This window comes from Microterricola viridarii (assembly GCF_001542775.1).
GTDB lineage: Bacteria > Actinomycetota > Actinomycetes > Actinomycetales > Microbacteriaceae > Microterricola > Microterricola viridarii_A.
The window spans coordinates 2215273-2228071 of record NZ_CP014145.1; the positions used below are offsets into that span (position 1 = coordinate 2215273).

13 protein-coding genes are annotated in these 12799 nt (G+C 64.7%); 5 read left to right on the forward strand and 8 right to left on the reverse strand.

What is annotated here, in order from left to right:
- Window positions 1–218 precede the first annotated feature (218 nt).
- A complete protein-coding gene (locus AWU67_RS10220; protein ID WP_067228542.1) occupies window positions 219–1478 on the forward strand; it encodes a hypothetical protein in 1260 nt (419 codons plus the stop codon).
- Between the two features lie 36 nt (window positions 1479–1514).
- Here the strand turns inward: AWU67_RS10220 and AWU67_RS10225 are convergent, their stop codons facing one another.
- Complete coding sequence (locus AWU67_RS10225) at window positions 1515–2210, reverse strand: hemerythrin domain-containing protein (RefSeq protein ID WP_067228545.1); 696 nt, start codon at window positions 2208–2210, stop codon at window positions 1515–1517.
- Window positions 2211–2333: 123 nt separating this feature from the next.
- Here AWU67_RS10225 and AWU67_RS10230 point away from each other — a divergent pair, with 123 nt between their 5' ends.
- Entirely contained in the window at window positions 2334–2996 is a 663-nt protein-coding gene (locus AWU67_RS10230) for a DUF1294 domain-containing protein (protein WP_067228548.1), read from the forward strand.
- A gap of 80 nt (window positions 2997–3076) precedes the next feature.
- Entirely contained in the window at window positions 3077–3412 is a 336-nt protein-coding gene (locus AWU67_RS10235; protein WP_067228551.1) for a GNAT family N-acetyltransferase, read from the forward strand.
- A 148-nt stretch (window positions 3413–3560) separates the two neighbouring features.
- Here the strand turns inward: AWU67_RS10235 and AWU67_RS10240 are convergent, their stop codons facing one another.
- Window positions 3561–4403 carry a nuclease-related domain-containing protein gene (locus tag AWU67_RS10240; RefSeq protein WP_129586690.1) on the reverse strand — a complete coding sequence of 281 codons (843 nt, stop codon included), beginning with the start codon at window positions 4401–4403 and terminating at the stop codon, window positions 3561–3563.
- An 852-nt stretch (window positions 4404–5255) separates the two neighbouring features.
- Here AWU67_RS10240 and AWU67_RS10245 point away from each other — a divergent pair.
- Complete coding sequence (locus AWU67_RS10245) at window positions 5256–5504, forward strand: hypothetical protein (RefSeq protein ID WP_067228556.1); 249 nt, start codon at window positions 5256–5258, stop codon at window positions 5502–5504.
- 175 nt (window positions 5505–5679) lie between these two features.
- Here AWU67_RS10245 and AWU67_RS10250 read toward each other — a convergent pair whose 3' ends face one another.
- A complete protein-coding gene (locus AWU67_RS10250) occupies window positions 5680–6396 on the reverse strand; it encodes a hypothetical protein (RefSeq protein ID WP_129586691.1) in 717 nt (238 codons plus the stop codon).
- 214 nt (window positions 6397–6610) lie between these two features.
- Between AWU67_RS10250 and AWU67_RS16980 the strand changes: the two genes are divergently transcribed.
- Entirely contained in the window at window positions 6611–7147 is a 537-nt protein-coding gene (locus tag AWU67_RS16980) for a hypothetical protein (RefSeq protein ID WP_082716914.1), read from the forward strand.
- Window positions 7148–7347: 200 nt separating this feature from the next.
- Here the strand turns inward: AWU67_RS16980 and AWU67_RS10255 are convergent, their stop codons facing one another.
- The 5 genes from AWU67_RS10255 to brxD all read right to left on the reverse strand — a co-directional run bounded on the left by AWU67_RS10255 (window position 7348) and on the right by brxD (window position 12798).
- Window positions 7348–7821, reverse strand: a complete 474-nt coding sequence (locus AWU67_RS10255; RefSeq protein ID WP_067228560.1) for a hypothetical protein — start codon at window positions 7819–7821, stop codon at window positions 7348–7350.
- Complete coding sequence (locus AWU67_RS16985; RefSeq protein ID WP_160329741.1) at window positions 7818–8198, reverse strand: helix-turn-helix domain-containing protein; 381 nt, start codon at window positions 8196–8198, stop codon at window positions 7818–7820. Before AWU67_RS16985 ends, AWU67_RS10255 begins: the two co-directional genes overlap by 4 nt.
- 29 nt (window positions 8199–8227) lie before the next feature.
- The gene (locus tag AWU67_RS10260) at window positions 8228–8734 is read right to left on the reverse strand and encodes a hypothetical protein (protein WP_129586692.1); all 507 of its coding nucleotides are present in this window, start codon (window positions 8732–8734) and stop codon (window positions 8228–8230) included.
- Between the two features lie 651 nt (window positions 8735–9385).
- Window positions 9386–11458, reverse strand: coding sequence for a DEAD/DEAH box helicase (locus AWU67_RS10265; RefSeq protein WP_067228565.1), 2073 nt, complete (start codon window positions 11456–11458; stop codon window positions 9386–9388).
- Window positions 11458–12798: a BREX system ATP-binding protein BrxD gene (gene brxD, locus AWU67_RS10270; protein ID WP_067228567.1), complete on the reverse strand. Its 1341-nt coding sequence runs from the start codon at window positions 12796–12798 to the stop codon at window positions 11458–11460. Before brxD ends, AWU67_RS10265 begins: the two co-directional genes overlap by 1 nt.
- Window position 12799 lies beyond the last annotated feature (1 nt).

The following is a 12799-nucleotide window of genomic DNA, read 5'->3' on the forward strand; positions in this document are numbered from 1 at the left end:
ATCTGCGCACGCCGCCGACGGTCCGGGCCTGGCGAGCCCTGCGGCGGCTATCGTGGAATCCACGCGCGCCCGGCATCCGCAGAGAGACGAACAGACATATGTCGCAGAAGAAAAAGAAAACGCGTTCCACCGGCCCTAAGTCACGCCCCTCGCGCCCGGCCAGCCCGACCAGACACACGTCGCGTGAGAAACGCTCCACCGCGGAATCCCGCCTGCTCGTGCAGTTCTCCGTTTGGTACGCGCTGCACCTCGCCGAAGTCGATGACGCCGAAGAGCACGGCGAGCTCGCCGACGTGCACGAGACGCTTGGCATCCTCATGGACATGACACGCACCCTGGGCCCCCGCCACACGTTGGCGACTCCGTACGCCCACACCCTCGAAGAGCTGCTCGACCTCGTCGCGGCGCTCGGCGACGAGGCCGCGGCCGGCGGCGAGACCGCGCGCGGAGACGAGGCTGAGGCCGCCGACGAAATGGCGGCCGAATTCGACAACGAGTTCGGCCGTGGCGAACGGCTCGAAGCGCTGGTCGACGTGCTCGCCCACTACCTGGACTTCCTCAGCGAGACCGACAGCTGGCGGGCATCGGATGCCAACTTCGAGGCGAGCTACCAGGTGCTCGACGACACGACATTCGCCGACTTCCGCACCGGGGTGCTCGGCGCCCTCTTCGCCGCGCTAGAGGACGCGCCCGTCGTGCCCGCCGACGCGCAACTGCAGGCACTGCACCAGCTGCCGATCATCACCGGCGTCGACGGCGTGCTCGACTGGATCGGTCGTGGCAAGCCAGTCACCGGCACCGGCGGCCTGCGCCTGGCCGACATCGCCCCGGTGGCCGCCCTGATCGACCACAACGTGGTCGGCAAGAAGGGGGCATCCGCGGCCAACGCGGGCGACGCCGACATGGAGATGGCCCTCGACGCGATGCTCGGCCGCCCGCATTCCGCTGGCGAGCCGGCCGTCGTCGGCTCAATGTGGGACGACGCGCCCCTCAGCACGTGGTGGATCGCGCTCTCGCTGACGGGCATCCTGGACGTGGGCAACACCGTCGCACGGCCCGGCGTGGCCGCCGCGCGTTGGCGGTCCGCGGATGCCGCCGAACATCTCGCCGCACGCATCGATTTCATCGACCAGTATGTGCAGGAATGGTTCGAGAATGAGGCGGAGCTCGATCTGGAGGCCACCCCTCATGTGCTGCTGCGCGTGCTCACGATGCTCGCCTCAGCGGTCACCCCGGAGGTTTTGCCCGAGCTGGGCACCGCCGCAATCACCGACCTCGTTGACGAGGAACTCGGATTCGAGCTCTCCTTCGGCGCCAGCAAGAAGAGCGGCACCGTGCTCAGCCACCTGCGCGCTGCCGGGCTCGTCGTACCCGAGCCGGCAGCGGACGGCACCGAACGCTTCCTCGTGCCGGAGGCCCTCCGACCCGCGGTGCGGCGCGGATTCCTGCCGTCGATCGCATCACTGATGCAACGCTGACCCGGTTGGTCGCTTCGCCGACCCGCTACATCACCGCTACATCAGCAGCGACGTGCGATAACGCTCATACCGGCGGGTGCCGACGGTGCGCCAGAGCAGGCGCACCGGGGGAGGCAGGTGCTTGCGCTGCCACTGCTCGCCGCCATCGGGTTGCGCGGCGAGGATCATCCCGAGCGTGGCGAACATGTTGCCCTTCGGCCCCGACTTACGGCCGTGCTCGGCGAGCGTCTCCACCTCGTCCTGCATGAGCACGTGTTCCATCACGGGCACGATGGTCCTCTCCTCATCCGGCAGGTGCTCGGCGAGCGCCGCGTTGATGCCGGTCAGGGCGGCGGTGACGGATGCCGCATCCGCCGCCCGCCCGCTGCCCCGCCACCCCGGCAGCGCCCGGTCGAGCTCAGACAAGTAGGCGAGCATCTGGGCGTGCTGTTGCTTCATCCGGGTGACGTGCACCGCACACGCGGGGGCGCGCTCCTCCAGCCGGTCCCAGAGCAGCGTGTCCTCGGATTCGTGGTGCCCGTGCAGGCCGGTGGAGAGCCGCGCCAGATGCTCGGCGACCCGGTCGGCGTGGTCGGCGTCGCCCTCCCGGACGCCCGCGACGAGGGCGGAGCCTTCGCCGAACCCGACCCGGAACATCCGGTGGATCTCGGCCATCCCGCTGGCATCACAGCTCTTCGTGGCAGGGCTGCGGCCGGGCTGCTCGCCGTTCGAGGGGAGCGCGGTGGCTGCCATGGGGCCTCCGATCATCGTGGAACTCGCGATGGCAGAGTACGCCGCGCGGGCAGGCCCGGCAAGCGGCCGGTGCGGCCGGCCGGTGCCCCGCTGCCGCTGACCCGGCACAACTACGATGGAGCGATGGGGGTAGATATCGGACGCCGCGACGGAACGGTCGCGTCGTGGAACGATGACCGTGGCTTCGGCTTCATCCAGCCGGCCCCGCAGGGCGAGCGCGTGTTCGTGCACATTTCGGCGTTCCCGCCTCGGGCCGCGCGTCCCGAGGTCGGCGAGCCCCTCACGTTTCTGACCGATCAGAGCGCGGACGGCCGCGCCCAGGCTCGCGGCATCCGCTATCTCAGCTACCGCACGCCGCCGCCCGGTGCGGCGCGGCCACGTGCGGTACGTGCCGCCACTCGCGCGCCGCGCAGCGCGGTGCCCAGTTACCTGATGCTCGCCTTCTTTGTGGCGGTGGGCCTGTTCGTGAACGCCAGCTGGCCGCTCCCGCTCTGGATCCTCGGCGTCTACCTGGCACTGAGCGCGATCACGTTCGTTGTGTACGCCATCGATAAGTCGGCGGCGCAGGCCGGCCGGTGGCGCGTCTCCGAGAACACGCTGCACGCCCTCGCGCTGCTCGGCGGCTGGCCGGGCGCGATCCTCGCCCAGCAGTTCCTCCGCCACAAGACGCAGAAGCAGAGCTTCCGGGCGGTGTTCTGGTGCACGGTGTGGGCCAACGTCGGGGTGTTCGTGGCGCTCACGACGCCGCTCGTGACGACCGCGCTGCAGGAGTCGGGCATTCACTGAATCGGCGTCCTGCCGGATCCCGCTGGCCCCGCTCTGCTGCGACGGGCATACGGCGCGTGGATGGGGTGTTGAGAATTGGCATGAGCGATCCCCAGCAGACGGCCGAATCCGCCGATGACACTACGGTCATCATCCGCCGCAACGACGAGGCGCACAGTTACGAGGCACTGGTCGGCACGGATGTCGCCGCCTACGCCGAGTACCGACTCCGTCCCGCGGAACGCATCGTCTTCACGCACACCGTGACCGAGGAGGCCTTCACCCGGCGTGGCATCGCGACCCAGCTCGTCGAGTGGGCGCTCACCGATGCTCGCGACCGCGGCAAGACCATCGTTCCGCTCTGTCCGTTCGTGGTCAGCTACTTGGAAACGCACCACCAGTTCGACGACGTGCTGGAGCGCCCCGCCGACGACTAAACGGACATGCCACCTCCCCGGCGGCTAGAGGGACGCGCCATCTCCCCGGCGGCTAGATGGACACGCCACCTCCCCGGCGGCCAGACGGACACGCCCCCCCACCCCGGCGGCTAGAGGGAGCGCCAGCGACCGAAGCCGCGAGCGACCGCTACCCGGCCAGCGCGCCAAACATCAGCGGCACCAGCGTCGGCAAGAGTGCCAACAGCCCACCAAGTAGCGCCAGCATCCCGGCCATCCCCGCAAACCCCCACGCCCGTCGCCGCTTCCGCGCCGCGCGCACCTCGTCATGCAGTGCAGCGAACCGGGCTCGGGCCGCCACGGGGTCGCCGGCCTCCGTCGAACGCCATGAGGCAGGATCGTCGATCACGGCCAGCACGTCCGCGACGGCCTCGGCGCTCAGCACCGCCGGCTGCTCCCGGAGCCAGCGGCGCACCTCGTGCGAGTTCAGCACGCGCACGCGCTCCGGCCGTTCCTTCACCGTGATGCGCTTGGGGTCGACCATCACCAGCAGGGGCTGCACAGGCACCGGATGCGGCATCCGCGCGCCGAGGAGCTTCGCGACCTTGCCCGCCTCGCTCGTCGCGGCGGGAATATACGGCTGGCGGTGACCGTCGACCATCAGCGTGCGCCTGGCCACCCAGATGCTCTTGCCGGCGTGGTGCTTCGTGTTGATCGTGAACACCCCACCTGGCCCCACCACCAGGTGATCGATGTCGGTGCCCTTGGTGCCGACCGGCAAGGCGTGCCGGGTGGACCAGCCCTCCGGCAGGCGTTCGAGAATGCCGCCGACGGCTATCTCACCGACCGCGCCGAGGTACCAGGAGCGGGCCTCGTCGGCGAGCGGCGAACGCCCGAAGAAGCGCTGCGTCGCGGTGCGTGGAGTCGCGCCGGTCTGCTGGCGCAGCGTCTCGTCGATGACAAGCTGGCCCGCGAATCGATCGCGCATCGTTGCGGCAGTCGCCATGAGCTCCCCTGAGAGTTTGTCACTCACGATATCCCGGGCGAGGCTATCAGCGAAATCCCTTGGATGGGCCGCCTACACGCCGATGCTCCGAGCTCGCGGCGTTGGCAGCGTCAGACCGACAACAATGATTTGCTCTGGTCAGCGCATGTCAACGCACTGCCGGCACAGGCGGTAGCCGTTCGTTCCGAATCACTTGTTGGCTTTCAGAATCTGACTGCCAGTGGGGCAGTCGCTCTGGGTGTGGTGAACGTCAGGGTCAGACAGGTCTGACGAGTAATACGGGTTGACCTTCAATGTGGCTCCTAGTTTGAGGGCGCGAGGCGCGGCCTGATTTCTTCAGACTACGTCGTGCCGCTGACAACCATTCGGGCTGCTGAAGGGGCAGTCCAGACCGCGCAGCACAACCGGCAAGTCTTCTAGCAGGCCTTGCTCCTGCTCGTTCGCGTCGCGAGGTACTCGTAGCGACTTGACTCGACAGGGCTGGCCAGGTTGAGTTTCACTGACACGACGTCGAGCTGCTACCGCTTATTGTCCGGCATCGTCATCCTCACGGCCGCACCGTGGGCGGCTCCGACTGGACGCAGTTGGCGGATGCCGACAACGGCACCCCCGGCGACGTGGCCACGACCAGCGATGTACCGTTCGAATGAGAGGCCGGCTTCCTCCTGGACGGGCACCCGCAGCTCGCGAACTACCTCACGCTAGCCAACCCGTGCCTGCCGAGCGGCGCCACCCGCGACTGGAACTCCTTCACCAGTTCCTCCGGCGACTGGGTACCGGTCACCTACAATCTCAGCGCCTCCGCCGGCCAGCAGGTGGAGCTCTCGGTCAGCTACGTCAACGGGCGGCACCGGGCTCATCGTCGACGACACCAAGCTCGTGACCGCCATAGGCGAGTCGGAGGCCGAGGGCTTCGAGACAGGTCTCGGCGCCTGGACTGTCCTGGACGCCCCGGCCTCCAGCACGGGAAACGCATCCGACTTCGTGCGCACGAATGGCCTCGGCGGCATCATCTCGGCGATCACCACCCCCGACACGGTGATGCTCGGCTTCGGCCCCGAACAGCTCGCGACCGACGCCGAGCGTGCGGCAGTCGCCGGGCGGGTGCTCAGTCACCTGCTCGGGTAGGCCTGCCACGCACCGGCAATTGATTCGACTAACCGCTGAGGCGTACGCACGCCCATCTCTCGATGCGGGCGCCCGAAGGAAATCAGATGTCCAAACGGGTCAACCGAAAGCGATCACAGTGCCCGCCTGACTTAGCCATGTGCGACTCGCAGAGCGAATTCTCGCTCGACTGATTTCAGACCTCGCCGACCTCAGCATCGATGTTCAACACGTGGACCCTAGGGTCGAGCTGGGCTAGGTGCACGGCCGCGCTCTCTGCGAGGAGCCTCGCGGTCTTCCGCCTAAGGTCAGCGTCAGCACCATTGATAGTGACAGTAGTCGCGATCGAATACTCGATTGCGCCACCAGCTTCGAGATGAGCGACGAGCAGACGGTGAATGCGCCTCGAGGTACGGTTGCGCCCGCCGTCTCGGACTGCGTTCCGGTACTGACTTGCGCGTTTCCGGACGTGTCCGGACTCACCAACGTAGAGCACACGCATGCCAACCTGATCGATGCCGAAGTCGAATCGGTAAAGTCCAGGGACAGATGGAAGCTTCGGGAACGCAGGCCGTCCAGTGGCATCAAGCTCGACAGTACCGGCAAAACGCCAAGTGAAGTTCACGCTGACGCCTACATCCCCAGCCATCGGTAACGCGTCGGCGTCGAGCTTTGATTGGCCCGGCGACGCTATCAGCGCTTTCGGCTCGCTACCCCCGACGATCTCGAAGCCGAGGTCACGGAGCGCACGCCGCGCAGACTGGGAGTCGAATGAGGCCCTTGAGAGACCACTCACTGCCGACCATGCGTCCTTCACCGGCCACTCCGTGCCGCTCACGAGCACCCGATACCGAGTTGACCTCACCGGGGATCGCTCGCGAAGTACGGCCCTCACATCGTCGGCTGTAACCATGCCGCGAGTCTATCGATGGCCCGCACGAGGCCGGCAAGAGACCCGGGACAGATTGGATTGGACAGAATAGTCGCAACCTCCAGAAGTGCGTTGGCGGATACCAACCGCAACGAGTCCGTCACCTACGCTAGCCCGACGGCCAGCAAAACCATACGGGGCCCTACCGTAACTTTGGATCGTCCGTACGGTCGACCGTGCAGCGTTCCGATTCGTCATGCCCAGGACGGTGCGCATTTCTGGTCGTTCTTCAAGCATCACCAATTCGTTCGCGAACGGCATCATTCCAGTCGTTACGCCAACGATTGAGCAGATCGATGAAGCCCTGCGAATCCTTGGCATGGAGGAGACGGCGGTGTGCGCGTACTGCGGCGGTCCCGTATCAGAATGTGCCCAGTTGCGTCCACCCGCCATAGCCAAGCAGCCAATCGGTTACATCTCGGAGACACACAACCTTGTGCCAGCTTGCGGCAACACCAATCAGAGCAAGGGCAGCACGCCATGGCGCGAGTGGATGTTCAGTTCGGCACCCCGGTCGCCTGAAACCCGAGGGATCACTGGGCTAGGCAAGACGGCGAAACGCCTTGCTGAGTATGAAAAGCGGGAGACACCCGCCTGTATCGACTTTGCCTCTGTTGTCGGCGATCAGCTACGGGCTCAACATTGGCGCACCACTCTTCAAGCGATGGTGGACGCCGAGACCACAGTCAAGTTAGTTCATTCACGAGTGGCATCCTCACGAACGGCCGAGTGAACCGCTCGCCAGCGTTGTCTCATCGCGGCGGTGAGCCATCTCATTCGCCACAATTGCACACCGGGGGCTCAGATCCTGATCTGGGCCCAGTGATGATCGATTACGTCATGCGCTAAACAGGCGGACGAACGCTCGTGGCGGGCCCGACTAGTGTGCGTGGCCTGCCAAACGCCAGCGCCGTCCCGGGAGAGAATCAGTGACTACTCGACTGACATACCGAACGAGATGTCGGGGCCGTCGCCCAGCTCCAGAGTCAATTCACCGCGCTGAAACACAGGCAAGAGTATTGGCTGTCCAAGAACCCGCGTTGATGCGGTCATGACGCTCTCACGGATAAACGGGAACAACTGCATGAGGGCCACACCGTTGACGAACTCGCTTACTGTGTCCCGCGCAAGGATGAGCACTTCCTGCGAAACGTATTCGGCGGCGATATCCGTGACAATCCTGCACTCGGGCGAGGATACTTCCACCTTGAGTCGCACCCCGAACTCGCGTTCAGCATGTCGAAGGCGCACGCCCCAGACGATAGCTACTTCGGCGGGTTCCTGCGTCTCAGCGACTGGGGTGGCTTCCGCAAGTTTGCAAGACAACTCGTAGAACTTGACGTCTTCAAGGTTGAGCGCCGCCACCATGGTCTCGAGCGTCACTGGCGCTACTTCGGCAGCGGTCATGAAGCTCGGGTCCAATCCTTACGCGGAGACGCAGACCGCGTGCGAGCCGACAGCCGCATGATGTTTGACGACCAAGCATCATGGCCAACAACCTCGCCACGATCCCGTTCGACTGCGTGCGAAATGACCGCGCCCACCCCGAGCGCGTAGCGTCGCAACGTCGAGAGCTTTGGGTCATTATCGTGACGCTCGAACGCAGAAATAGTTGCCTGCGTAACGCCAATCTTCTTAGCTAGTTGCTCTTGCGAAAGTCCCGCCGCCTCGCGCATGCCAACTAGATCGACAAGAAGGTCGATGTCATTCTCCGCGAGAACGCGAGCAAGACGTTCACTTGGCGTTTCCGAGGCAAGATCAAGGGCATCTGTTTGGGTTGCCATAGATTGCAGTCTATATCTATCGAGCTTATTCATTGCAACCCCCAGTCAATTGTTCGTCCCAAAAAGTAGCGGTCGGATGCAGTCGCGATCTCAGCATCCTGGAGGGCATCAACGTCCGCATCGTCATCCACGTTCTTTTTATGGAGGTGAAGGCCGACGATAGTCGACCCCTCGACCAGTTGAAGGCGCTTTGGCTCGTTGTGATACGCCCGCACCCTAAGATCGCCATCCGCGCCATGTTCAAAGCGCCAACGGATTTCGAAGAGCTCCAGACGGGTTTCTTCTCGCATTGGACCTTTGACGTTCTCTATCGGCCGAAGCCGACCTTCTTGCGCCTTCCTGATTTTGGCGCGGAACTCCCCCACAAAGCGGTCACGGTCAAAATCACTGATTGGTTCATCCGCGAGCAGCGCCTTGAACGATTCCATCAAGGTTGGCTCATCGTCCAGGCGGAACCAGTGATAGCGAATCGGTGCTCTCGTAGGGTCGCAACATATAGAAGTTGCGCCGGACGAGTCCGCGTCAGTTGCTGCCATTCGCTCATCATACGGTCAGTAACCCGACCTTCTGGCCCTCGCGTTAGCCAGCTCCTCGTGGGCGCATACCTCGACCGTCCAGACCACTTTTCGCGCGACGTCGAGCGTAGCGGGTGTGACAAGCAGCCTGCCTTTGGGCTCCACCGGCTTCGTTTCTACCTGCGAGATTGGGCTGCCCCGCGAACCGCGGTCGGCGAAGAGTGCAGAGGAAGCGCTGATGCTGCTGCAGCTTCGGTCAACGACCGCCAACTCAGCCTCCAGCAGTCCCAATGAACTAGACCGACACCAACCCGACGAAAAGTCCGTCGGCAACCGCGGTGATGTTCCTGAGCGCTCGGACGGGGGAAGACGCTTCGATGGCCTGAGATGTCGAGAGCGTTTAGGTCGGGCGCGCTATCGAATAGCGAATTCACGCAAACCCCGAACCCTCTTCAGCATCACCCATTTCGACGACACCTTCACCGCTGGAAACGTTGTCGCGCGGGCCCGGTTGGCCATAGGAGCCGGTGCGGTTCACCTTTATCATCGCCGAGCAGGTTCACTCATGAGAGTTGATGTGGCCCCGGCGAGGCCGTGGCCTGGTCACCCGTCAACTTGTCTTTCGGTCTTCTGCGACTAAACCCATGCCAGCATTCGGAGCCGCTGTTAGGCTCAGGATTGCATGGTGACAGTAAGCGATCCTCGAGAAAGTGCTCGTGCCCCAACCCGGTCCACGAACCGCTCCGCCAACGTAGACGTCGCCAACTCAAGCGGCAAAGCCGCCGCGAACTTGAGGCCGGCTACCGCCTCCGCCATCACGGCTGGCAACGCATTGTCCACGTCGGCAGCGCGCAACTCCGCTGTGCCAATTCCAGCGGAAAAACGGATCGACTCGTTGTCCACCACGGCATCCGTTGGGTTGCCGAGCGCCGCGAGCAGAGTTTCGTGGGCGCGGACACCCGCGAACCCCCATAGCGTCGTCCCACCCTGGTTGCTCTTCTCGAGCACGATACCCGAATCGTCCACATGTGAGTCCCGCTGCAAACGCACCTGCGCGAGCTGCACGACTGCCCGCCTCGACAGCGTTACCGGGGGATCTTCTCCGAGCAGAACATCACGACGAGCTCGGACGAGCGCGAACGGCTCAGCGATCGATTCGCTCGACCATCGAACGCGACCCTTGTCGTGGTGCGCGGTCACATGAACGCGATGTTTCTCCCAATCGACGTCGTCGACGTTCCAGGGTCGGCCGTTCAAGAGCAGCGGACGATCCCCGGCGATGATCTGCTTGGTCAGCGAGATCGGCGCGACTGAGCCGATCTCCTTCGTTCCCTCGAGCACTCGGATTTCGAGGTCGGCGATGAATGACGACAGCAGATCCATGAAGTGCCGACGTCCGAACTGCTGCTCGGCGGTCGGACCGATGAGGAGAAAGTCACCGTCGGCAACGAGGAACGACTCATCGATGAGGTATTCGAGCACTTCAGCGGAGTCGTCCATGACGGCGCAGCCTGCCCACCAGTCCTGCCATCCAGCGGCAGGGATGCGGCCTTCCTGCAGCGCGAGTGCGAGCAGCTGTTGAGCGGCGAGGTGGCGCGGGTGCGGCGGTGGCACGATCGGCTCCACGAAACCTCGTGACCACAACGTCAGCAGACCTGCTGCACGCGCCAACGTGTCCTGCGTCGTGGTCAAGAACAATGCGTTCCGAGCAGTTCCAGGTCGTCGACCCGTGCGGCCGAGACGCTGGAGGAACGAGGACACGGCGAACGGTGAGTCGATCTGGATCATCCGGTCGAGGTCGCCGATATCGATGCCGAGTTCGAGGGTGGACGTCGCTACGATGACGCAGTCCCGCGCCTCGGCGAACGCCCGCTCGCTGAGACGCCGCTCGTCGACCGACAGCGACGAGTGCGACACGTATGTCGTCACGCCGCGCTCGCGCAGCTCGAACGCGAGCTCCTCAGCTTGCGCGCGCGCTTGGCAGAATACGAGCCGCTTCTCGCCCACGTACAAGCGGGAGAGGATTTCAGCGGCGTTTTCAATCGATCCGACGTAGTCGAGTGTGATCTCTGGCTCCGCAATCGCCGATGCATCCCGAACCACCACGGCGGGCAGGTCGCGAGCAGCGTTCGCCCCCTGCATCCAGGTGAGGACGTCCTCGGGATTGCCGAGAGTCGCCGACAGCCCGATACGTTGGATCGGTCGGTCGGCGATGCGCTGCAATCGCTCCAACACCGCGATCAAATGCCACCCACGGTCGGATGCCGCAAACGAGTGAGCCTCGTCGATGACGATCACACGAAGGCCAGCAAAGAACTGGCGGTGCGCGACTCGTCGCGAGACGAGCATTGCCTCGAGCGATTCGGGAGTCGTGAGCAGAATGTCAGGCGGGTCGGCGAGGATGCGGCGCCGTTCGCTGTCACCGACATCGCCGTGCCAGAGCGCGACGCGACGGCCGACCCAGTCCGCGTAGGTAGTGAGGCGCGGCAACAGGTTGTTGAGCAGCGCCTTGAGCGGGGTGACGTAGATGACGGTGAACCTCTGCCACGAGGCATCCATCATGTTCGAGAGCAACGGGAAGATGGCGGCTTCAGTTTTGCCACCGGCGGTAGGCGCGACCAGCAGACAGTCAGCGCCGCTCCGAACCGGGGCGATAGACGCCTCCTGCAGCGGCCGCAACGATGACCAGCCGAGCGAGTTGACGATGTGGTGTTCGATGGCCGGGTTCAGCGCGGTCCCACCCATCAGAGCGGCAGGTCGATGTCGTCGACGTTGGTCGGTGCACCAGCACGAACATCGCCGCGGCGGATCGCAGCGGTCTCCTCTTCGGTGAGCCCGACGAGCGCGCCAACCTCGCCCAAGGCTTCGCGTCGTGGGTCAAAATCGGCGTGCAGGTCGACCTTGTCCATGACGTCGACCAGTTGTCGCAGGAACACGCGGGGCGCGACACCGACTTTGCCACCGAGCTGCCCCGCGATCTTGGCGGCGAAGTCGGTGATGAAATCGTTGTCAATCGTCAACGCAACGCGGCCGCCGTTCTCCGCGCCGTCGGCGTAGAGGTCGCGGATGCGAACCCCCAGTTCGTGCAGCGACTCGTGCGTGAATCCGGTGAGTCGAAGCTGCGGTGCGCGCGGATTGTCATAGCGGGCGTTCGTCTCGAACTTCGTCTCGAGTCGTTGCGCTAGAGGGGGGAGGCGCTGCACGCCTTGCTGCCCATCGTAGAACGCCGGGGTGCCGGTGATGAGCAGGTACAGCCCAGGGAAGCGTCCTGCGTCGACTTCATCAAGCAGCTGCCGTAGTGAGTTGAGCGACTTCTCGCGCACGTCTGAGCGCACGCGCTGCAGGGTCTCGACTTCGTCAAGGATGACGACGAGACCCGAATAGCCGGAGTCGCGCAGCACTGTAAGGAGTCCCTGCAGGAACCCAAGGGCGCCGAAGTGGTCGAGCTCGCCCTTGACGCCGGCGTAGCGTCGCAGGCTCGATGCAACGTGCGGCTGACCGCCGAGCCACGCGAGCAACCCTTCGGCTTCCGCCCCTTCGCCACGCTCGACAGCAACGCGATAGCCGCGCAGAGCCGCGGCGAAGGCCGGCGCCGTCTTGCTCACGTTCGCGAGCCGCTTCGCAATGAGGTCGTCTGTGGCTGCGGCGACGGCATCTCGGTCGCTGGCGTCGACACCCGCCTCGACGACATCCCCTTGGAGGTTGAAGAACCAGTTGTCGATGATCTCCTTGAACGCGCTGGGCCGGGCCGACGCGGTCGAGATGCTCTCGATGATGCGCCGATACACGGTCTCGAGTTTGTGCAGCGGTGTCTCGGTCTCGGAGATCTGGATCTCCGCTGTGGCGAACTCCTGAGTCTTCGCAGTCTCGCTGAGCCAGCGAGCGAAGAACGTCTTGCCCGATCCGTACTCGCCACGCACTGCTTTGAACTGCGCGCCGCTGTTGGCCACGACCTGCAGCTCAGCTTTGATCGTCGCCCCGAAGCGGTCGAGGCCGACGGCCATCACGTCGAGGCCTCGCTGCGGCACGGTGCCGCGCCGGAGCGCGTCAACGATCTCCTGGCGGCGGCGTGGGCTGACAGCCATA

Bases quoted from the DNA above. Each gene is read 5' to 3' on its own strand.
- AWU67_RS10255 (WP_067228560.1), bottom strand. From the start codon at position 7,821: ATGACCGCTGCCGAAGTAGCGCCAGTGACGCTCGAGACCATGGTGGCG.
- AWU67_RS10260 (WP_129586692.1), bottom strand. From the start codon at position 8,734: ATGGCAGCAACTGACGCGGACTCGTCCGGCGCAACTTCTATATGTTGC.
- AWU67_RS10235 (WP_067228551.1), top strand. From the start codon at position 3,077: ATGAGCGATCCCCAGCAGACGGCCGAATCCGCCGATGACACTACGGTC.
- AWU67_RS10265 (WP_067228565.1), bottom strand. From the start codon at position 11,458: ATGGGTGGGACCGCGCTGAACCCGGCCATCGAACACCACATCGTCAAC.
- AWU67_RS10230 (WP_067228548.1), top strand. From the start codon at position 2,334: ATGGGGGTAGATATCGGACGCCGCGACGGAACGGTCGCGTCGTGGAAC.
- brxD (WP_067228567.1), bottom strand. From the start codon at position 12,798: ATGGCTGTCAGCCCACGCCGCCGCCAGGAGATCGTTGACGCGCTCCGG.
- AWU67_RS16980 (WP_082716914.1), top strand. From the start codon at position 6,611: ATGCCCAGGACGGTGCGCATTTCTGGTCGTTCTTCAAGCATCACCAAT.
- AWU67_RS10250 (WP_129586691.1), bottom strand. From the start codon at position 6,396: ATGGTTACAGCCGACGATGTGAGGGCCGTACTTCGCGAGCGATCCCCG.
- AWU67_RS16985 (WP_160329741.1), bottom strand. From the start codon at position 8,198: ATGGCAACCCAAACAGATGCCCTTGATCTTGCCTCGGAAACGCCAAGT.
- AWU67_RS10225 (WP_067228545.1), bottom strand. From the start codon at position 2,210: ATGGCAGCCACCGCGCTCCCCTCGAACGGCGAGCAGCCCGGCCGCAGC.